The sequence below is a fragment of the Hymenobacter cheonanensis genome (genome assembly GCF_030581075.1).
GTDB lineage: Bacteria > Bacteroidota > Bacteroidia > Cytophagales > Hymenobacteraceae > Hymenobacter.
On the sequence record NZ_JAUQSW010000001.1, the window covers coordinates 375,665 to 394,429 of the forward strand.

Annotated in this window: 18 protein-coding genes; 9 read left to right on the forward strand and 9 right to left on the reverse strand. The window is 65.3% G+C overall.

Going from position 1 to position 18,765, the window contains the following annotated elements; all coding sequences use genetic code 11:
• Positions 1-120: 120 nt before the first annotated feature.
• Positions 121-954: an ATP-binding cassette domain-containing protein gene (locus tag Q5H89_RS01605; protein WP_305017539.1), complete on the forward strand. Its 834-nt coding sequence runs from the start codon at positions 121-123 to the stop codon at positions 952-954.
• A 31-nt stretch (positions 955-985) separates the two neighbouring features.
• Here the strand turns inward: Q5H89_RS01605 and Q5H89_RS01610 are convergent, their stop codons facing one another.
• Positions 986-1,378 carry a YbbC/YhhH family protein gene (locus Q5H89_RS01610; protein WP_305017540.1) on the reverse strand — a complete coding sequence of 131 codons (393 nt, stop codon included), beginning with the start codon at positions 1,376-1,378 and terminating at the stop codon, positions 986-988.
• 15 nt (positions 1,379-1,393) lie between these two features.
• Entirely contained in the window at positions 1,394-1,690 is a 297-nt protein-coding gene (locus Q5H89_RS01615; RefSeq protein ID WP_305017541.1) for a hypothetical protein, read from the reverse strand.
• An 85-nt stretch (positions 1,691-1,775) separates the two neighbouring features.
• On the opposite strand from Q5H89_RS01615, the gene Q5H89_RS01620 reads away from it, so the two are divergent.
• The 3 genes from Q5H89_RS01620 to Q5H89_RS01630 all read left to right on the forward strand — a co-directional run bounded on the left by Q5H89_RS01620 (position 1,776) and on the right by Q5H89_RS01630 (position 5,768).
• Positions 1,776-3,131, forward strand: coding sequence for a sigma-54-dependent transcriptional regulator (locus Q5H89_RS01620; protein ID WP_305017542.1), 1,356 nt, complete (start codon positions 1,776-1,778; stop codon positions 3,129-3,131).
• 176 nt (positions 3,132-3,307) lie between these two features.
• The gene (locus Q5H89_RS01625) at positions 3,308-4,219 is read left to right on the forward strand and encodes an MBL fold metallo-hydrolase (RefSeq protein WP_305017543.1); all 912 of its coding nucleotides are present in this window, start codon (positions 3,308-3,310) and stop codon (positions 4,217-4,219) included.
• Positions 4,220-4,286: 67 nt separating this feature from the next.
• Positions 4,287-5,768: an ATP-binding protein gene (locus tag Q5H89_RS01630; protein ID WP_305017544.1), complete on the forward strand. Its 1,482-nt coding sequence runs from the start codon at positions 4,287-4,289 to the stop codon at positions 5,766-5,768.
• Between the two features lie 82 nt (positions 5,769-5,850).
• Here Q5H89_RS01630 and Q5H89_RS01635 read toward each other — a convergent pair whose 3' ends face one another.
• Positions 5,851-6,285, reverse strand: coding sequence for a hypothetical protein (locus Q5H89_RS01635; RefSeq protein WP_305017545.1), 435 nt, complete (start codon positions 6,283-6,285; stop codon positions 5,851-5,853).
• A gap of 213 nt (positions 6,286-6,498) precedes the next feature.
• Between Q5H89_RS01635 and pulA the strand changes: the two genes are divergently transcribed.
• Positions 6,499-8,562, forward strand: coding sequence for a type I pullulanase (gene pulA / locus Q5H89_RS01640; protein WP_305017546.1), 2,064 nt, complete (start codon positions 6,499-6,501; stop codon positions 8,560-8,562).
• Between the two features lie 154 nt (positions 8,563-8,716).
• Here the strand turns inward: pulA and Q5H89_RS01645 are convergent, their stop codons facing one another.
• The 3 genes from Q5H89_RS01645 to Q5H89_RS01655 form a co-directional block, all read right to left on the reverse strand.
• Positions 8,717-9,253 carry a c-type cytochrome gene (locus Q5H89_RS01645; RefSeq protein ID WP_305017547.1) on the reverse strand — a complete coding sequence of 179 codons (537 nt, stop codon included), beginning with the start codon at positions 9,251-9,253 and terminating at the stop codon, positions 8,717-8,719.
• A 116-nt stretch (positions 9,254-9,369) separates the two neighbouring features.
• Positions 9,370-10,371, reverse strand: coding sequence for a glycosyltransferase (locus tag Q5H89_RS01650; RefSeq protein ID WP_305017548.1), 1,002 nt, complete (start codon positions 10,369-10,371; stop codon positions 9,370-9,372).
• Positions 10,372-10,684: 313 nt separating this feature from the next.
• Positions 10,685-11,647, reverse strand: coding sequence for a lysylphosphatidylglycerol synthase domain-containing protein (locus tag Q5H89_RS01655; RefSeq protein WP_305017549.1), 963 nt, complete (start codon positions 11,645-11,647; stop codon positions 10,685-10,687).
• A gap of 126 nt (positions 11,648-11,773) precedes the next feature.
• Between Q5H89_RS01655 and ruvC the strand changes: the two genes are divergently transcribed.
• The 4 genes from ruvC (at position 11,774) to Q5H89_RS01675 (ending at position 16,600) form a co-directional block, all read left to right on the forward strand.
• Positions 11,774-12,358 (forward strand): crossover junction endodeoxyribonuclease RuvC, encoded by a 585-nt coding sequence (gene ruvC / locus Q5H89_RS01660; RefSeq protein ID WP_305017944.1) that lies wholly within the window; start codon positions 11,774-11,776, stop codon positions 12,356-12,358.
• Between the two features lie 170 nt (positions 12,359-12,528).
• A complete protein-coding gene (locus Q5H89_RS01665) occupies positions 12,529-13,023 on the forward strand; it encodes a carboxypeptidase regulatory-like domain-containing protein (protein WP_305017550.1) in 495 nt (164 codons plus the stop codon).
• A gap of 321 nt (positions 13,024-13,344) precedes the next feature.
• Positions 13,345-13,797 (forward strand): hypothetical protein, encoded by a 453-nt coding sequence (locus Q5H89_RS01670; RefSeq protein ID WP_305017551.1) that lies wholly within the window; start codon positions 13,345-13,347, stop codon positions 13,795-13,797.
• A gap of 151 nt (positions 13,798-13,948) precedes the next feature.
• A complete protein-coding gene (locus Q5H89_RS01675) occupies positions 13,949-16,600 on the forward strand; it encodes an ATP-binding protein (RefSeq protein WP_305017552.1) in 2,652 nt (883 codons plus the stop codon).
• Here the strand turns inward: Q5H89_RS01675 and Q5H89_RS01680 are convergent.
• From Q5H89_RS01680 to Q5H89_RS01690, 3 genes are all read right to left on the reverse strand, one after another.
• Positions 16,575-17,303, reverse strand: a complete 729-nt coding sequence (locus Q5H89_RS01680; protein WP_305017553.1) for a LytR/AlgR family response regulator transcription factor — start codon at positions 17,301-17,303, stop codon at positions 16,575-16,577. The two genes, Q5H89_RS01675 and Q5H89_RS01680, sit on opposite strands and share 26 nt — an antisense overlap.
• A 251-nt stretch (positions 17,304-17,554) precedes the next feature.
• Entirely contained in the window at positions 17,555-18,370 is an 816-nt protein-coding gene (locus tag Q5H89_RS01685; protein WP_305017554.1) for a PhzF family phenazine biosynthesis protein, read from the reverse strand.
• A gap of 83 nt (positions 18,371-18,453) precedes the next feature.
• A complete protein-coding gene (locus tag Q5H89_RS01690; protein ID WP_305017555.1) occupies positions 18,454-18,684 on the reverse strand; it encodes a hypothetical protein in 231 nt (76 codons plus the stop codon).
• Between the last annotated feature and the right edge of the window lie 81 nt (positions 18,685-18,765).

Sequence of the window (18,765 nt, forward strand, 5' to 3'; positions counted from 1 at the left end):
TCAGTAATTAAATCTAAAATTGCCTGACGCACAATGCGCGCCGCTGCGGCTCCCCCTCTCCCGCAGGGGAGGGGGCCGGGGGGTGGGGCCTTACGCGCAGGGCGAAAACCGAAACTCACCATGACTGCCCTCCCCCACTCCTACAAAGACCCGCTGCTGACGCTGCAAGAGGTGTCGATGAGCTTCGGCAGCGAGGTTATTCTGCGCGACCTCAACGTGCAGGTGCTCGACGTCATTCGCCCCGGCATGAGCCAGGGGCAGGTGGTGGGCATCTACGGGCGCTCGGGCATCGGCAAGTCGGTGCTGTGCCGGCTACTGGCGGGACTAGCCGCACCCAGCACCGGCACCGTGCGGGTGGGCGAGGCCCAGCAGCCCGTGCACCCCGGCGCCGTGGGCTACGTGCAGCAGCGCTACCCCTTGTTCAACCACCTCACGCTGCTCGACAACCTGCTGCTGGCCGCCCGCCGCAAGCACACCCCCGCCGAGGCCCAGGCCCGCACCGCCGATTACCTCGCCCGCTTCGGGCTGGCCGCCCACGCCCGCAAGTTTCCGGCCCACCTCTCGGGTGGGCAGCGCCAGCGGGCGGCCATCGCGCAGCAACTGCTGTGCTCCGACCACCTCATCCTGCTCGATGAGCCGTTTTCGGGCCTCGACGTGGCCATGATTGATGAGGTCAAGAAAATCATTGTGGAAGTCACGACCATGGACGAGCTGAACACCGTGCTCATCGTGAGCCACGACATCGCCACCACCACCGCCCTCGCCGACCGCCTGTGGCTGCTAGCCCCCGAGCGCGACCCGGCCACCGGCCAGCTGCTGCCCGGCGCCACCATCAGCCCCCGCCACCAGTACAACCTGGCCCAGCTTGGCCTGGCCTGGCACCCCGACGTGGAGGCCGAACCCGAGTTTGCCCAGTTTGTGGAAGGGATAAAGGCGGAGATAAGGGGGAGTTAGGACGAAGCAGAATATTAGCTAATCAGCAAAATTATTTATAGTGTGTCAATTTAATAATACGGCTATCTCGCGCATCCAGAATAATTAAGAAAGTGCCGCCGAGCCATCCTGTAGGCAGCGTGCCATTAATTATCCAGTAGTGATTAATAAAGTGCATTTCGTAAGGTCGCTCTTTAACGATTGCCGCCTTACCATAGATTTTGAATAGAATAGGCTCTGCTACTTGCACAGCAGTGATACTATCAGCAATCAACATTTTCACGCTACTCACTACATTATGTTGTGATGAGTCCTTCAACGCAGTTTTCAACTCTTCTTTTGCTACTTCTAAACCAAGTCTGAGTCTCTCATTTTTTTTCTGGGCACAACTAGGAAATACTATTCCTAATAAGCAGACAGCTAAACAACTATTTTTAAAATTCATAATAAGACAAAATAATTAACCAATTCTGTACCCAAGATTTAATTCTTTCATATCGAAATAGCACGCATCACAAACCAGCTTAATTTGTGCGAAAGCTTCCGATTCTTCATTCCATTTGCCAACTCTTGTTAGCTCCTCGTCACAGGCATCGCACCACGCATTGAGTTCGTCATCGGCATACGTCACGCCTGGGTCAGAGGCTAGCGGCTCGTAAAAGCCAACGGGCGTTTGCAGGTTCAGATGCTGGCAGACATACGCGGGATATCTTTTTCCGTGGGTACAGCATTCAACCCTTTTCTGTTCATCACTCATGCTAAATTGAATTTATTGGATAGGACAGCCAAAAGTAGCCGCTTAAGCTTGCCGTTCTTTGCCATCCGACCCAAGCCCGACCCCCATGCCCACCGGAACCCTGCTCCTCATCGATGACGAAGCGCGCCTGCGCCAGCTGCTGGCCCAGGTGCTGGAGCTGGAGGGCTACACCGTGCTGCAAGCCCCCGACGCCTACCGGGGCCTGGCGCTGCTGGCCGAGCACGCCGCCGAGGTGCTGGTGGTGCTCAGCGACGTGAAGCTGCCTGATGGCCACGGCGTGGAGCTGCTGCCGCGCTACCGGGCCGCCGCGCCGCTGGCCGAGGTGGTGCTGCTCACGGCCTTCGGCACCATCCCCGATGGGGTGAAGGCCATGAAGCTGGGGGCGTTTGACTATCTCACCAAGGGCGATTTTGAGCAGCAACTGGTGGTGGTGGTGGAGCGCGCCGCCGAAAAGGCCCGCCTCCAGCGCCGGGTGGCCGAGCTGGAAAAGCGCGTGGGCCAGCGCCACCGCTTCGAGAGCATGATTGGCGAGGCGCCCGCCCTGCGCCGCGCCCAGCACCTGGCCCGGCAGGTGGCGCCCACCGACAGCACGGTGCTGCTCGAAGGCCCCACCGGCGCGGGCAAGGAGCTGTTTGCCCAGGCGCTGCACGAGGCTAGCGGGCGTAAAAGCAAGCCGTTTGTGGCCGTCAATTGCAGCGCTTTTCCGAAAGACTTGCTTGAGAGCGAGCTGTTTGGCTACAAGAAGGGGGCTTTTACGGGGGCGCTGACGGATAAGAAAGGGCTGTTGGAAGAGGCCACCGGCGGCACACTGTTTCTGGACGAAATCGGCGAGCTGGAACTGAACGTGCAGGCCAAGTTTTTGCGGGTGCTGGAGATGCAGCAGTTTACCAAGCTCGGCGATACCAAGCCCACGAGCGTGAATATCCGGCTGGTGGCCGCCACCAACCGCAACCTCAAGCAGGAGGCCGCCGAGGGACGCTTCCGGCCCGACTTGTACTACCGGCTTTCGGTGTTTACCATCCTGGTGCCCTCGCTGAAAGAGCGGGCTAGCGACGTGCCGCTGCTGGCCGATTTTTTCCTGCAACACTTCGCCGCCCGGCTCGCCAAGCGCCTGCCCGGCCTGGCCCCCGCTACCGTGGCCGCGCTGCAAGCCTACGCCTGGCCCGGCAATGTGCGCGAACTCAAAAACGTGCTGGAGCGCGCCGCCATCCTGGCCCCGGCCGGCGAGCCGCTAGCCCTCGAATACCTGCCGGAAGAGTTTCAGGGCGGCGGGCGGCCGGTTTTTTCGACCGAGGACGAAAGCCTGCGGGCCCTGGAAGCCAGGCACATCAAGCGGCTGATGAGTGACCTGCAAGGCAACAAGCCTGAGGTGGCCAAAAAGCTGGGCATCGGCCTCACAACCTTGTACAGGAAGCTGCAGGAATATGGCCTGGAAGAGTAACCCTTTAGCCATTCCTCCCTTCCTCGCTGGCGCGAGTTTAGCGCAGCGTAACTCGTGCCAATTTATGACGTGGAGGCTGTGCCTCCACATCAATCGTCGGCACGAGTTACGCTGCGCTAAACTCGCGCCAGTAAAGGCCAGTAGAGGTCCGTTAAGAGAAACGCCCTGCGCTACTTATGAAACTACCGCTCCTCCTCTCCCTGCTCCTCACTTGCACCCACGGCTTGGCCCAAAACCAGCAGCTTGTGGTGCTGGGCGTGGCGCAGGATGCGGGCTACCCGCAAATTGGCGCCACGCAAGAATTTGCGGCCGTGGAGTTGGGCCAGCGAGCGCGGCAAAAAGTAGTTTCGCTAGGGGTGGTAGATGAGCAGGCCGGGCAAAAATTCCTCTTCGAGGCCACGCCCGACCTACCGGCGCAGCTCTACGCGCTCAATGAGTTCTGGCCCACGCCGGGCACGCTGCCCACGGGTATCTTCCTCACGCACGGGCACATCGGGCACTACACCGGCCTGATGTACCTGGGGCGCGAGGCTAGCGGGGCCAGCGCGGTGCCGGTGTACGCAATGCCGCGCATGGCTGGCTTTCTGGCAACTAACGCGCCGTGGAGCCAGCTGCTTACGCTAAAAAACATTCAGCTGCGGGCGCTGACAGCCGGCCAGCCAATAACGCTGAATAAGCAGCTAAAAGTGACGCCTTTTCTGGTGCCGCACCGCGATGAGTTTACCGAAACTGTGGGCTTCGAGATTCAGGGCGCGCATAAAAAGGCCGTTTTTATCCCCGATATCGACAAGTGGAGTAAGTGGCCGCAAAGCCTGCCCGACGTAGTGCAGCACGCCGACTACGTGCTGCTGGACGCCACCTTTTACCGCAACGGCGAGCTACCGCGCGACATGGCCGAAGTGCCGCACCCGTTTGTGGAAGAAACCATTAAGCTGCTGCAAAACCTGCCGGCCGCCCAGCGCGCCAAGGTCTATTTCATCCACTTCAACCATACCAACCCGCTGCTGAACCCGGCTAGCTCCGAGCGCGCCGAGGTGCTGCGGCAGGGCTTCCGGGTAGCCGAAGAGGACCTGGTGCTAGGTTTGTGAGGACCCCGCGCCGCAGAAGCCACGCCGGGCGTAATTACTTTGCCGCCCGGGCTATCTATGCCGCGCTATGTCCTTAAAAACCCAAATTCGCCTGGGCGTCTTCATTATGCTGGGGCTGCTGCTGAGCCTGGGCAGCTACGTCGTTTTCACTATCCACCAGCTCGAAACAGAAACGCCCAGCGTCCAGCAAGCCAACGCGCTGGCCGCGCAGCGGGCCGTATACTTATTTCTGGCCATCAGCACCCTGATGGGCATCGTGCTGATGGTGCGGCTGCCGCGCCTCGTCACGCGCCCGCTCACGCGTCTCACCGCCGACGTGGAGCGCGTGGCTGCGCCCGGCCCCGTAACGCGCGTGGCCGTGACCAAAAACAACGAAGTGGGCTCGGTAGCCGCGGCCGTAAACCGCGTGCTGCGCCAGGCCGAAGACGAGCGCCGCGCCACCCTGGCCGAGCTGATTACCCAGCGCAACCGCACCGATAGCCTCGTGCGCGGGCTCGATGAGGGCCTGCTGCTCATCGACCAGCACGGCCTCATTGTGCTGGCCAACCCCGTGGCCTGCCTGCTGCTGGGCCAGCCCGCCAAAGCGCTGCTCGACCAGCCCGCCGCCGCCGTGGCTAGCCACAACGAGATGCTGCGCGAGTGGCTGCGCGCCCTCGATGCGCCCGCCGCTAGCCCCGCCCCTGATGGCGCGGCCGAGGCCAGCCGCCCGGCCGGCCCGGTTTTTAGGGTGCGGCCGCACGGCGAGAATTTGCACTACCAGCTCACGGTGAGCGAGGTGACGGAGCTGAACGAGGAGCTGAAAAAGGCGGTGCCGGCGGGCCACGTTTTTTGCCTGCGCGATGTGTCGGCCTTCAAGAACCTCGACCAGGTGAAGTCGGAGTTTCTGGCCACCATCTCGCACGAGCTGAAAACACCCCTGGCCAGCATCAACCTGAGTCTGATGCTGATGCAGGACGAGCGCCTCGACGCCGCCCGGCGCCAGGAAATAGCGGGTGGCATCCGCTCCGAAACGCAGCGGCTGCTGGGCATGGTGGGCCAGCTCATCGAAGTTTCGCGCCTCGATGCGGGCAAGGAAATTCGCCTCAACCTGGCGCCCGTGGCCCTGCCCGAGGTGGTGCGCTACGCCACCGATATTGTACGCGCCCAGCTCACCGACAAGGCCCTGCGCCTGGCCGTGCACCTGGCCGAGCCCCTGCCCTGCGCCCAGGCCGACGTCGAAAAAACCACCTGGGTGCTTATCAATTTGCTTTCCAACGCCATTCGCTACTCGCCGCACGGCGCGGCGCTCACCATCCGGGTGGTGCCCTGGGGCGAGATGGTGCAGCTGAGCGTGGAAGACGAGGGCCCGGGCATTGCCAAGGAGTATCACCAGCGCATTTTTCAGCGCTTTGGCGGGGTGCTGGGGCCGGCCGGGCAGCAGCGCGGCAGCTCGGGGCTGGGCCTGAGCATCAGCCGCGAGTTTATCACGGCGCAGGGCGGGCAGCTGTGGGTGGAAAGCCAGCCGGGCGCGGGCAGCTGCTTCACCTTCACGCTGCCGATGGCGGGGTAACAAGCGTGGAAACAACCTATCAAAAAACGGCCGTCATACTGCGCGCCACGCAGCATGACGGCCGTTTTTTGATAGGCAACTATTACGCCGCCGCGGGGCTAGCCTGGCAGCTTTGGCACTGCATGAGCCAGGCTGTAAGGGAACCTTCTTCGGAGAAGAACGCTACCCGGCCGGGGCCGGCGGTGGGCGTGCCTAGCTGGGCCAGCAGGCTGGGCGTGAGCAAGTAGCCCAGGCACACGGGGCCATCGAGGCGCAGCGCCGCACTTGGCAAAAACTCGGCAGTCACCCAGTTGCGGTCGGCCTCTTCGGGAGCGTTGCGGCTGCGCAAATCGACCTTCCAGCACGCGCAATTTACTTCCCGGGCCAGGCGCAGCATGGCATAGTAGCCCTGCCGCAGCTCGGCCCCGGATACTGGCCGGCGCCAGCGCGCCACCAGCAGCTGCACATCGGGGCGGTAGCGCAGCTCCAGAAAATCGGCTTCTTGCTGGAGGTAGTTGGAGGTGGGCACGGCAGTCATAGGATACAAGAATTAAGACTACTAGGCAGAGGTGGTTTCGACGGCGAAGGTTGCCCGAGGTTTAGTCGGATGGGCGCTTTGTTCGGCCGGTGGCGGGGCTTTCTAGACCAATGGGGTGTTTTGTTCGGATGCTGCTGGCACTAAACTAGGCGCACAAGCTGTAGCCTGCGTGAGGCCCGGCCACTACCGGCCCGGCCGGCTTACTTTGCCCGTATGATTCGTCGCGTTTTGCCCCTGCTGCTCGGGTTTTCCAGTGTGCTGCCAGCCGCGCTGGCCCAAACCTCCCCCAAAATCAAAACCAAGCCTACCACCGCCGCCCCGGCCGGCTACCCCGATGCCGCCCGCTACCCGCTCAGCCAGTACCCCTTTTACCAGGGCCCCGATTTGGGACTGACCTTCGACCGCGAGGGCCAGGGCACGCTGCGCGTGTGGGCGCCCACCGCCGAGGCCCTGCGCCTGCGCCTCTACGCGGCCGGGGCGGGCGGCGCGGCCGTGGCCACCCACCAGCTAGCCCGCAGCACCAGCGGCACCTGGACGCTGGCCTTGCCGGCCGGCACCACGGGCTTCTACACCGTGCAGGCCACCATAGCCGGCCGCACAATGGCCGAAGTAGCCGACCCCTACGCTCGTGCCGTGGGCGTGAACGGCCACCGCGGCGCCTGGCTCAACCCCGCCCTGGCTAGCCCCGCCGGCTGGGCCGAAGACCTGCGCCCCAAAATGGGCGCGCCCACCGGCATCGTGATTGGCGAGGTGAGCGTGCGCGACCTCTCGGCCGACCCGCAGTCGGGCATCAAAAACAAGGGCAAGTACCTGGGCCTGACCGAGCCGGGCACCACCGGGCGGGGGGGCGTGCGCACCGGCCTCAGCCACTTGCAGGAACTGGGCGTGACGCACGTGCACCTGCTGCCCGTCAACGATTTCGCGGCCATTGATGAGAGCCAGCCGGCTAGCCCCACGCGCTACAGCTGGGGCTACGACCCGCTTAATTATTTCGTGCCCGAGGGCTCGTATGCTACCTCGGCTACCGACCCGGCGGCGCGCATCCGCGAGTTTAAGCAGGCCGTGCAGAGCCTGCACGACCACCAGCTGCGCGTGGTGGCCGATGTGGTGTTCAACCACGTGGCCGACGCCGGCACCAGCGCCTTCGAGCAGCTCGTGCCCGGCTACTACTTCCGCCATGAGGCCGACGGCAAGCTCGCCAACGCCACCGCCTGCGGCAACGAGGTGGCCTCCGAGCGACCCATGGTGCGCAAGCTCATCGTGGATGCCGTGAGCCACTGGGCCCGCGAGTACCACGTCGATGGCTTCCGATTCGACCTCATGGGCGTGCTCGATTTGGAAACGATGCGCGCCGTGCGCGTGGCCCTCGACCAGCAGGACCACAGCATTTTCGTGTATGGCGAGGGCTGGGCGGCCGGGGCTAGCCCCCTGCCCGAAAGCCAACGCGCCGTGAAGACCAACGTGCTGCGCCTCGACCGCATCGCCGCCTTCGGCGACGAACTGCGCGATGGCGTGAAGGGCCACTATGCGCACCAGGCCGAGGCCGGCTTCGTGGGCGGCCAGCCGGGCCTGGAAGAGAGCGTGAAGTTCGGCATCGTGGCCGCCACCCAGCACCCGCAACTCGATTACGCTAAGGTCAACTACAGCAAGGCGCCCTGGGCTAGCCAGCCGGGCCAGGCCATCAGCTATGTGGCCTGCCACGACGACCGCGTGCTCTGGGACAAGCTCACCATTGCCAACCCCACTGCTACCGAGCAGGAGCTGATTCAGATGGATGCGCTGTGCAATACCATCGTGTTCACGTCGCAGGGTGTGCCTTTTCTGCCCCTCGGCGACGAGTTTTTGCGCACCAAAAAGGGCTCGTCCAACTCCTACAACCTGCCCGATAGCGTGAACCAGCTCGACTGGGGCCGCAAGGCGCAGTACCGGGCCGTGTTTGCCTTCTACCGCCAGCTGCTGGCCCTGCGCAAGGCGCACCCCGCCTTCCGCCTGCCCAGCCAGGAACTGATTGCGCAGCACCTGGAGTTTTTGCCCGGCCTGCCCGCCGGCACCATCGGCTACCAGCTCAAAAACCACGCTGGCGGCGATGCCTGGCAAACCATTACGGTGCTCTTCAACGGCCTGCGCCAGCCAGCTACGGTGCCGGTGCCGGCCGGCAGCTACAAGGTGGTGCTGCGCGGCCTGGACATCAACCAAAACGGCCTCGGCGAGCCGCTGGCGGCCGGCGCAGCCGGCGTGCCGCTAGCCCCCACCTCGGCGCTGGTGCTGGTGCAGTAGCGGATAAACATCGGTGGTCGTCCACCGCGCCAAACCTCACCCCCGGCCCCTCTCCTTGGGGAGAGGGGAGCCACGGCGGCGCTCGGGTGCTCAATCGTCAGGCTCCCCTCTCCCCAAGGAGAGGGGCCGGGGGTGAGGTTTGGCGTTGAGTTAGCTATCGGGAAGCCACGGTGCCGCTAGGCGACACGCCAGAGCTAGGGCCGTTTCCCTCCTGCGAAGTCACCCAGGCCATGATGCTTTTGATTTCCTTATCTGACAATTGCGGGAAAGCGGGCATCTGCTGCTTGCCATTATCCTCGAACAGCTTCACGGCGTACTCGTCGCCGCTGGCAATGACCTTGCTGGAATTGTGGACCCAGGAAACAATCCACGCAATTGTGCGCCGCTTGGTGATGCTGGCCAGCGCCGGGCCCACTACCTTATCATTCACGGCGTGGCACTGGGCGCAATTATTTTTGAATAAGGCGTCGCCCTCGGCAATAGCCGCAGCCTCTTCGGCCGAGGCGGGCACGTAGGCCACGGCTACGGGGCGGGCGGCGCTGCTATCGGCGGGCATTTGCTGCGCGGCAACGTCCCCTTCGGCGGGCGCCAGGCTCACCAGCCCGCCCACATTCAGCGCCAAAAACCCAATCAGCAAAATGATGAGGCCCATTCCGAAGGTGAGGGCAAAGGCAGCCGGGTTCGTGCGCATGGCAGTGAGGCAGTTAAATGAATAGAAAAGTCCTGGGTTAGAACTGCTGAGCCCGGCTTTTGCTTACTGAAAAAGCAGTTTTTTTCAGAAAATATTCACGCCCGGCGGCGGCCCGGCTAGCGCACCTGCCGGCCCTTCCAGCGGTAGCCCTGGCGGCGCTGCCCGGCCAGCCCTACGGCCACGGCATACGGCGCGTACAGCAGCTGCAAAGGCAGCAGCCAGGCCAGCCAGCGGCGGCGGCGCAGCAGGCCCAGCAGGGGCCACAGCAGCCAGGCATCGGCCCCCAGCTTGAGCAGCCAGCCGGCCAGCGCCCACGGCCGCAGCGCCGGCCAGGCCAGCGCCAGGGCTAGCCCCAGGGCCAGGCTCACATTGGCCCCCACCACCAGCAGGGCCAGCTGGCGCGGGGCGGCCGGGCGGTAGTGCGGAAACTTGCTGGCCCAGCGCACCCGCTGCCGCAGCAGCGCCCGTAGCGTGGCCGGCGCGGGCGTGTCTACCACGGCCTCGGGCCGGGCCAGGAAGCACACCCCGGCCGGGTAGCGCTGATGGATTTTATGGAGCAAAAACTCGTCGTCGCCGCTGGCCAGGCCCAGGTTGTCGGCGTAGCCGCCCACGGCGTGAAACGTGGCGCGGCGGTAGGCCAGGTTGGCGCCGTTGCACATGGTGGGCCGGCCCCGGGCGATGCAGCCCGCCCCCACCCCCACCAGCCCGGCAAACTCCAGCCCCAGCAGCCCATCAAACCAGGCGCCGCCCGGCGTGAGGCGCACCGGCCCGCTGATAAAATGCAGCGCGGGCTGGCTAGCCAGCCGCGCGGCGTAGGCGGCCAGCCAGCCGGGCGCGGGGTGGCAGTCGGCATCGGTGCCCACCACCCAGGGGGCGCGGGCCAGGGCCTCGGCGGCGGCCAGGGCCGCCTTTTTGCCGGTGTGGCCGGGCGGCAGGCTAACGAGGCGCAGGGCAAAGGGCGCGGTGCGGGCGGCGGCCTGCACCAGCGCGGCCGTGCCGTCGGCGGAGTGGTCGTCGGCCACGAGCACTTCAAAAAGCGCCGGAGCCAGGGTTTGCCGGCGCAGGGCGGCCAGCAGGTGCGGCAGGGCGGCGGCCTCGTCGCGGGCGGCGATGAGCACGGAAAAGAGCGGGGCGGCCTGCCCGGAGGCCGGCGCCGGGCTGGTCAGGAGCGAATTTGCCTTAGCCGGGGTCGGCTGTGCCTTAGCTAAGGCAGTTTCGGTCTTAGCTAAGGCTGATTGTGTGCTAGCTAAGGCAGTTTCGGTCTTAGCTAAGGCTGATTGTGTGCTAGCTAAGGCAGTTTCGGTCTTAGCTACGCCTGCTTCAGGGCTGGCCGCCGCGCCTGCCTGCCCCAGCCCCGCCCGCAGCCAGGCCCACACGGCCGCGTACAGCGCCGGCATTACCAGCAAGAGTAGCCCTGGCCCCGCGCCCATGCTAGCGCGGCTGCTTATCGCGCAGCACCCGCAGGCCGGGCAGCAGCAGCAAACCCAGTGCGCTGGGCAGCGCAATGTTGATGACCCATAAGCTCAGGCTGGCACTGAGCACCGGCAGCGGCGCCTGGCCTAGCAGGCCAAACAGGTGCGTGGCCGACAGCTCGCGCACGCCCACATCGGCCAGGGCATTAAGTGAGGGCACCAGCGACTTGAACAGGAACGTACCCGCCACCGCCGCCACCGCCGGCCCTAGCCCCCCGCGCACCCCGTAGGCATACAGCAGCAGCAAAAACTGCCCGCAAAACACGGCGTAGCGCAGCCCCGAAATACCCAGCACCGCGTGCAGCTCCCGGGCGGTGTAGGTGGGCATCACGGCCAGGTAGCGCCGGAAGCGCCGCAGCGGCTTCACTAGCGCCAGGGCCGCCAGCAGCAGCCGCGAGCGGTAGAGCGGCAGCAGCGCCAGCGCGCCCACCAGCCCCGCTGCCACGGCCACGCCCGCCTGCGCCGCCGGGTAGCCCCCGAGGTAAAACTTCAGCAAAAAATACAGCAGCCCCGCCCCGCCCGCCAGCACGGTAGCCACCAGCTGCGCGTAGCGCCCCAAAAATACGGCCCCCACTGCCTCCAGCCGCCGCCGGCCGGGCAGCTCCAGGATGCGGGCGGCGTAGTCGCCCACCCTATTGGGGGTGGCAAAGCCCAGCGTGAGGCCCAGCAGCACCGCCCGCAGGCTGCGCCCAAAAGAGTGCCCGGGCTCCAGGTGCTGGGCTAGCCGCTGCCACTTCCAGGCCTCCAGGCCCCAGTTGAGGGGCACCAGGGCCAGGGCCAGCAGCACCGGCCCGCGCCCGGCCCCCGTGAGGGTGGCGGCCACCAGCCGGCGCCAGGCGGCGGCCGTGTCGGGGGCGGCAAACACCGAATGGTACAGCAGCCCCAGCGTGAGCAGGCTCACCCCGATTTTGGCCAGCAGCACCCAGCGCGGCCCGCGGCGGGGCGCCCGGGGCGGGGTTGGGGCGTAACTTTGAGCTAGATGGCTGTTTCCCGCACCTTGCCCCCCTCCGCCCCCACCCAACGGCTGCCCCCCGCCGAGAAGGTTATCATGGGCGTCGACCCCGGCACCCAGATTATGGGCTACGCCGTGATTGAGGTGCGCGGCCAGCACGTGCGGGTGCTGCAATACGACGTCATCAATATGAAGGCCCTGGGTACGAATCACGCCGTAAAGCTAAAGCGGATTTTCACCCGCATGCTGGAGCTGATTGATGAGTTCCTGCCCGACGAGCTGGCCATTGAGGCGCCCTTCTACGGCGTAAACGTGCAGAGTATGCTGAAGCTGGGCCGGGCGCAGGGCGTGGCCATCGCGGCCTGCCTCTCGCGCGATATTCCGTTTGTGGAGTACGCCCCTACCAAGGTCAAGCAAGCCGTTACGGGCTCGGGCTCGGCCGATAAGGAGCAGGTAGCCCGCATGTTGCGCCAAACCCTGGAGCTGCCGCCCATCGAAGAAGCCCCCAAGTTTTTGGATGCTACCGATGCGCTGGCCGTGGCCCTGTGCCACCACTACCAGCAGGGCAACAACGTGAAGGCGGGCAGCAAAAGCTGGGGCAAGTTTTTGGAGGACAACCCCGGCCGCACGCTGGCTGCCACCACCACGCGCAAAAAGGCGGCTAGCCCCAAGCTGAAGTAGCTGCGCGCCACCACTGCTACTGAGCGCGTAATACCGGGCATTGGCTCACAAAAAGCGGCCGTTCGGCAGAATCGGTTTCGGAGTAAAAGTGGCTGACTGTACATTTGTACAGGTCAAGTTTTTCTGCATAATGTGCAACTCGGCCCACTACCTTCCGTACTCGCTCTGCTATGCTCTCTTTCACTGCTTCTTTCGCTAAGCTCCGCTTTTGCGCTATTGTCCTGCTAGCAGGGCGGCTGCTCATCAGCTCGGCCGCCGCAGCCCCCACCACCGACACGCACCCGCCGCTGGCTAAGCGCCAGCCCGTAGCGGCTACCAAGCCCAAAACCACCTTGCCAGCCACCGGCGGCAAGCAAACGGCTAGCCCGGCTCCGGCCGCCGCGCCCGTGGCCAGCGTGCTGGTGGCCGCCCCCGAGGCCCCCCAAACCGTGCAGCTCAAGGGCATTGTGCTGGCCCCCAATGGCCAGCCCTGCGCCGGGGCCAGCGTGTACCCCGCCGGCGCGCCGCGCCAGCTCGTCGTTACGGATGCCCAGGGCGCTTTCACGCTGCCGGTGCCGGCCAGCGGGCCCCTGTCGCTGCGCGTCGAGTACTTTGGCGAGGGCAGCAGCCGGGTGGAAGTGCTCTCGCCGGGTTCCGGGCCGCTGCGCATTACGCTTGGCAAATAGCCGTCGGCCCGCCCCTTCACAAACCCTTCTTTTCCGGCGGAAAGAAGGGCTTTTTTATGCCCTGGCCGCGCCCCGGGTCGGCGGCGGGGGCGGCCGGGGCCCGGCTACCGCTGGCCGGGCTAAGTAAGCAGGCCGGTAGACAGCCCGTGGGCAGGCAAGCGGAACAGTTTAGCCAGTAAACAGGACCATTCGCATAGTTTTTAGCACTTCAGCAAGGCGGGCTTTTACTTTTGGCTTGTGCTGCGCCTTGGTTATCGGGGCTAGCTACTGTCACTCTCCGCTCTTCTACTCCGCCTTTTTATGCTATGCCTTCGCATTAGTTTGGCTACGACCGTTGCAGCGCTCCTCCTTTGCGGCGGGCCTGCACGCGCAGCCAGCACCCTGCCGGCCACCGGCAAAGACACCCGGCCCCAGGCCCGCCGCGGGGCGGCTCGCTCCGCGGCCAGGGCCCCGGCCCGCCGGCTGCCCACCCTGGTAGCCGCTAGCCCGCCCGCCGCCCAGCCGCCGGCGCCGGCCACCGAGGCCCAGCCGCCGCAGGTATGCCTGGCGGGCCTGGTGCTGGGCGCCGATGGCCAGCCCTGCCCGGGCGTCTGCGTTTTCCCGACGACCAACGTACGCCAGATTGCCGTTACCAATGCCCAGGGCGCCTTTCAGCTGCAAGTGCCGGCCCACGCCGCCCTCAGCCTGCAGGCCGAATATGTGGGGCTGGGCAGCACCCGCCTGGCCGTGGGGGCCGAGCCCGGGCCGCCGGTGCGCATTGTGCTGGGCCGGTAAGTATTTCGCCCACTGGTTGTTAAAATAATAAAAGCTCCTTCCTTGCGGTGGAAGGAGCTTTTATTATGTACTTAGCCGAACAACTGGCGGCCGACGGGTCGCTTGTGCTATCTCCTTACGTCTATCTGATTCCTTTACTTTCTTATCCCCGATGTCCTTGCTTTCTGCCTCGGCTGCCCCGGCCGACGACGCCTCGCACGCGGAACTGCTGGCCAGCCTGCGCACGCTGGCCAGCTTATCGGAGCAAAATCCGAACCCCATTATCCGGCTCGATGCTACTGGCCGGCAGCTGTATGCCAACCCCGCCGCCCTGGCCCTGCGCCAGGGCCTGAGCCGGGCCGAGCAGGTGGGGGTGCGCCAGCAGCTGCGCGCCGCCGTGCGCCAGGAGGGGCCGGCCCCCGAAATTCGGGTGGGCGAGCGGTATTTCCTGCTGCAAAAAGCCACCATTGTGCCCCCCGAGGGCAGCCTGACCTTGTACCTGGCCGAAACCACGGCCCGCGTGCGGGCCGAGCGCCAGCTGGCCGACCAGCAAACCCTGATGGGAGAGATTCTGGATGCCACGCCCAGCCTCATTTTTGTGCGCGATGCCCAGCAGCAAACGGTGTTCGAAAACCGGGCCACTACCGCGCTGCGCAGCCGCATGGGCTACCTGCACCCCAACCGCGCCGCCGCGCCGCCGCCCACGCCCCGCCAGGCCGCCGAGTGGCAGACCTACATGAGCACCGACGCCCGGGTGCTGGCCACCGGCGAATCTTCTACCACTGAAACCACCACTACCCTGGCCTCGGGCGAGGTGCGCTATTTCTGCACCATCAAGCGCCTGCTGGTGCGGCCCGATGGCGCGCGCCAGGTGCTGGTGCTCAGCAGCGATATTACCGATGAGAAGCTGGCCGCCGATGCCCTGGCCCAGCGCGAAAAGCAGTACCGCGACCTGATGATGCACTCGCAGGCGCTCATCTGCACCCACGACCTGCTCGGCAACCTGCTCACGGCCAACCCCGCTGCGGCCGAGCTGCTGGGCCGGCCGCTAGCCTCGCTGCCCGGCACCAACCTGCGCGAGTTGGTGGCGCCCGCCCAAAAAGCCGGCGTGGGGGCGTACCTGCGCGGCTTTGCCAGCAGCAGCAGCCAGCGCGGCACCATGGCCCTGCCCGAGGGCCGCTACCTGCTCTACGACAACCACCTGGTGGAGGAAGACGGCCAGCCACCCTACATCATTGGCTACGGGCAGGATATTACCGAGCGGGTGCTGGCCGAGCAGGCGCTGCGCCGCGCCAAAACGGCCGCCGAAGCCGCCGTGCAGGCCCGCGAAAACTTTCTGGCCAATATCAGCCACGAAATCCGCACGCCGCTCAATGGGGTGCTGGGCATGGCCAGCCAGCTCGGCAAAACGGCCCTCGACGGGCGCCAGCAGGAGTTTGTGCGCACCATCCGGCACGCGGGGCAGCACCTGCTGCACGTCATCAACGACGTGCTCGACATGGCCAAAATCACCTCGGGCAAGCTGGAGCTGGAGTCGGTGGCCTTTAATCTCTGCGACTCGATGGGCGAGGCCCTGCGCCCGCTCGTGAACCAGGCCAAGGAAAAGGGCCTTCACTTTGCCGGCACGCCGCTGCGCACCACCTGCGCCTACCCCTGGGTGCTGGGCGACCCGCACCGCCTCAACCAGATTTTAATCAACCTGGTGGCCAATGCCATCAAGTTTACCCCGGCGGGCGGGCGGGTGGTCGTCATCGGCGAGCAGCTGGATGAGACAGCCAGCACCCTCACCGTGCGCTTTAGCGTGGAGGACACGGGCATCGGCATTGCCCCCGACAAGCAGGAGCTGATTTTTGAGGGCTTCACCCAGGCCTACTCCGACACCACACGGCGCTTTGGCGGCACGGGCCTGGGCCTGAGCATTTCGCGGGCCCTAGTAGAGCAGATTGGCGGCCAGCTCATGCTCAGCAGCCAGCTCGGCAAGGGCAGCACCTTCGCCTTTGTGCTTACGCTGCCCAAGGCCGCCTCGCCGGCATCTGCCACGGCCCTCGACGCCTACGACACCGGCGCGCTGCGCGGCCGCCGCCTGCTGGTAGTGGAGGACAACGAGATAAACCGCACCGTGGCCCGCCTGCTCTTCGAGGGCTGGGGCGCCCTGGTGGATGAGGCCGAGGATGGCCTGGCCGGCGTGCAGCGCGTGCGCGACGAGCCCCAGCCCTACGACGTGGTGCTGATGGATATTCAGCTGCCCGGCCTCAACGGCCTCGATGCCACGGCCGCCATCCGGGCCCTGCCCGATGCGGCGCGGGCTAGCCTGCCCATTGTGGCCCTCACGGCCAATGCCTTCCGGGCCGACCGCGAGCGCTACCTGGCCGCCGGCATGAATGCCTGCCTGGCCAAGCCCTTCGAGGAAGAAGATGTGTACCGCACGCTGGCGGGGCTACTGCCCACCCCGGCCGCGGCCCCCGCCTACGACCTCGCCAAGCTGCGCGCCCTGGCCCGGGGCCGCGAGGAGTTTGTGGTGAAGATTATCCGCTCCTTTCTGCGCAACATCCCTGCCAGCCTGGCCGAGCTGCAAGCCGCCGCCGCCGCCGGCCACTGGGCCGAGGCCGCCAAAATCGCGCACCACATCAAGCCCAGCCTCGAATCGGTGGGCGTGCCCCAGATAGCCCACGCCATGCAGCAGCTCGAAGCAGCCCACGACCTGCCGCACCTGCCCGCCGCCGCCGCCCACCTGGCCAGCCAGGTGCAGCGCACCCTGGCCGCGCTGCCCCAGGAGCTGGAGGCAGAAGCTTCCTCATTTACAGGCTGCGCAGGTGGCGCGTAAACTCTTCCTGGTACGACTTGCCCACGGGTACCTCGTAGGCCCCTAGCTTGAGCATATTGTCCTCGATGGCCTCGATGCGCCGCACGTTTACGATGTAGGAGCGGTGCACCCGCACAAAGTGCGCAAAGGGCAGGCGCTCAATCAACGCCTTGAGCGTGAGGTACACAATGTGCTTCTGGGCCGTGGTTACCAGCACCGAGTACGTGGAGAGCGCTTCGATGTAGAGCACCTCATCGAAGTTGATTTTGATGGTTTTGGTGCCCACCTTCACGAAAAGGTCGGTAGGTGGCTCGGCGGCTTTGGCGGCGGGCACCACCGGGCCAGGCACCGGGCGCTGGCCCAGCACCTTGGTAATGGCCTGGTTGAAGCGCGCAAACTCGACGGGCTTCACCAGATAGTCAACTACTTGCAGCTCGAAGGCCGCCACGGCAAAATCGCGGTGGGTGGTTACCAGCACAATGGCCGGGGTGGGCTTGGGCAGCAGCTTGGCCAGCTCCAGGCCCGTGAGGGTGGGCATTTCTACGTCGAGCAGAAGGAGGTCGCACCGCCCGCCGTCCCGGAAAAAAGCTAGGGCTTCGAGCGCCCCGGGCAGCGAGGCCACCAGTTCCAGCTCAGGCGTCAGGTCCACCAGGTGTTCCAGCGTCAGGCGGTTTATTTCATTGTCATCGACAATGATGCAGGTCAGGCGATTGGCAGTAGGCATCTTGTGGAAGAAAGCGTAAGGTGCTCGCCGCCCCGAAAGCCAGGCGAGGGTAATTAACCTGCAAGCTACTAGTGCCCACCCGTATAGCGGCGCCAGCTGCCCCTGGCCAGGCCGTGCCGCCAGGCAGCTGGCTCAGTGCTTTCCGCGCAAATCAGCGCGAGAAATTTCAGGCCAACTACCTGACATCCAAGATATTTTTCACGTTTAGCCAGGAGCTTACCTGGTGCCTGGCCAGTGGCCGTGCCCCGCTACTACCCCAGCTGAATATCGCCGCGCAGAAACGTGACGGCGTAGCCCCCGATATCCACGCGGTCGCCGCGCAGGCGGCACCACAGCTCGCCGCCCCGCGCCGATTCCTGGCGGGCAAACAGGTCGGTTTTGCCCAGCTTGGCGGCCCAGAACGGGATGAGCGTGCTATGCGCCGAGCCGGTCACGGGGTCTTCGGGCACGCCTACTTCGGGGGCGAAAAAGCGCGACACAAAGTCGACGTTGCCGGTGCCGGGCGCGGTGGCAATCAGCCCAATGTAGCCCAGGTCGACCAGGGCCGCAAAGTCGGGCCGCAGCGCCAGCACCTCGTCGGCGTGGGCAAATTCGACCACCAAATCGCGCGAGGCCAGCACGGCCAGCGGCGTGGCCGCGCCGGGGCCCAGCGCGCGCAGCAGCACCTCGGGGTGCTCGGCGGGAGCTAGCGGGCGCGGCGGGCGGCTCGGAAAATCGAGCACCAGGCGGCCATCGGCCTCGCGGCGCACCTTAAGCAGGCCGCTTTTGCTTTGAAACGCGATTTCGGGCTTGGCAAAGCCGCGCTCGTTCCAGAGCACGTGGGCGCTGGCCAGGGTGGCGTGGCCACAGAGGTCAATCTCGAAGGTGGGTGTGAACCAGCGCAAGTGAAAATCAGCTTCTTCGCCGGTTAGCGGAATGAAAAAGGCGGTTTCGGCCAGGTTGTTTTCGGCGGCAATCTGCTGCATGGTGTCGGCAGGCAGCCACGCTTCGAGCGGGCACACGGCGGCGGGGTTGCCGGTGAAGGGCCGGCGGGCAAAGGCATCGACTTGGTAAATCGGGGTAGTCATGGCGGATGGGAAAGGCGCGGCGACGGGACCAGGATGCCCTAGCCCGGCCGCAAAGATGCAGCGCACTGGCCCGCCAACCCACCCTAGTGCCCGGCCTGGGCTAGCACGATTTCCAAAATCCGGGTTGCCTTAGCCCCTGCCAAAAGCTGGTCGAACTCGGACGAAGCCAGAATTTGCTGCGTGACGGCGGGCGAGGTCACTATCGTTTTTCCGGCCAGCCCGGGCGCCGTGATGGCAAACCCACCGTCGCGCAGCGTAGCGTCTACCGCCACGGTAATGGTGTAGGAGGCTAGGGTATGCAAAAAATTACTCATCTCTGAAAATCAATTAATTATAACCCATTGCCTGCCTAACACCTACCAGCGCGGCGCCGACTAGGGCAGCTATCGACAAGC

Bases quoted from the DNA above. Each gene is read 5' to 3' on its own strand.
- Q5H89_RS01605 (WP_305017539.1), top strand. From the start codon at position 121: ATGACTGCCCTCCCCCACTCCTACAAAGACCCGCTGCTGACGCTGCAA.
- Q5H89_RS01610 (WP_305017540.1), bottom strand. From the start codon at position 1,378: ATGAATTTTAAAAATAGTTGTTTAGCTGTCTGCTTATTAGGAATAGTA.
- Q5H89_RS01615 (WP_305017541.1), bottom strand. From the start codon at position 1,690: ATGAGTGATGAACAGAAAAGGGTTGAATGCTGTACCCACGGAAAAAGA.
- Q5H89_RS01620 (WP_305017542.1), top strand. From the start codon at position 1,776: ATGCCCACCGGAACCCTGCTCCTCATCGATGACGAAGCGCGCCTGCGC.
- Q5H89_RS01625 (WP_305017543.1), top strand. From the start codon at position 3,308: ATGAAACTACCGCTCCTCCTCTCCCTGCTCCTCACTTGCACCCACGGC.
- Q5H89_RS01630 (WP_305017544.1), top strand. From the start codon at position 4,287: ATGTCCTTAAAAACCCAAATTCGCCTGGGCGTCTTCATTATGCTGGGG.
- Q5H89_RS01635 (WP_305017545.1), bottom strand. From the start codon at position 6,285: ATGACTGCCGTGCCCACCTCCAACTACCTCCAGCAAGAAGCCGATTTT.
- pulA (WP_305017546.1), top strand. From the start codon at position 6,499: ATGATTCGTCGCGTTTTGCCCCTGCTGCTCGGGTTTTCCAGTGTGCTG.
- Q5H89_RS01645 (WP_305017547.1), bottom strand. From the start codon at position 9,253: ATGCGCACGAACCCGGCTGCCTTTGCCCTCACCTTCGGAATGGGCCTC.
- ruvC (WP_305017944.1), top strand. From the start codon at position 11,774: ATGGGCGTCGACCCCGGCACCCAGATTATGGGCTACGCCGTGATTGAG.
- Q5H89_RS01665 (WP_305017550.1), top strand. From the start codon at position 12,529: ATGCTCTCTTTCACTGCTTCTTTCGCTAAGCTCCGCTTTTGCGCTATT.
- Q5H89_RS01675 (WP_305017552.1), top strand. From the start codon at position 13,949: ATGTCCTTGCTTTCTGCCTCGGCTGCCCCGGCCGACGACGCCTCGCAC.
- Q5H89_RS01680 (WP_305017553.1), bottom strand. From the start codon at position 17,303: ATGCCTACTGCCAATCGCCTGACCTGCATCATTGTCGATGACAATGAA.
- Q5H89_RS01685 (WP_305017554.1), bottom strand. From the start codon at position 18,370: ATGACTACCCCGATTTACCAAGTCGATGCCTTTGCCCGCCGGCCCTTC.
- Q5H89_RS01690 (WP_305017555.1), bottom strand. From the start codon at position 18,684: ATGAGTAATTTTTTGCATACCCTAGCCTCCTACACCATTACCGTGGCG.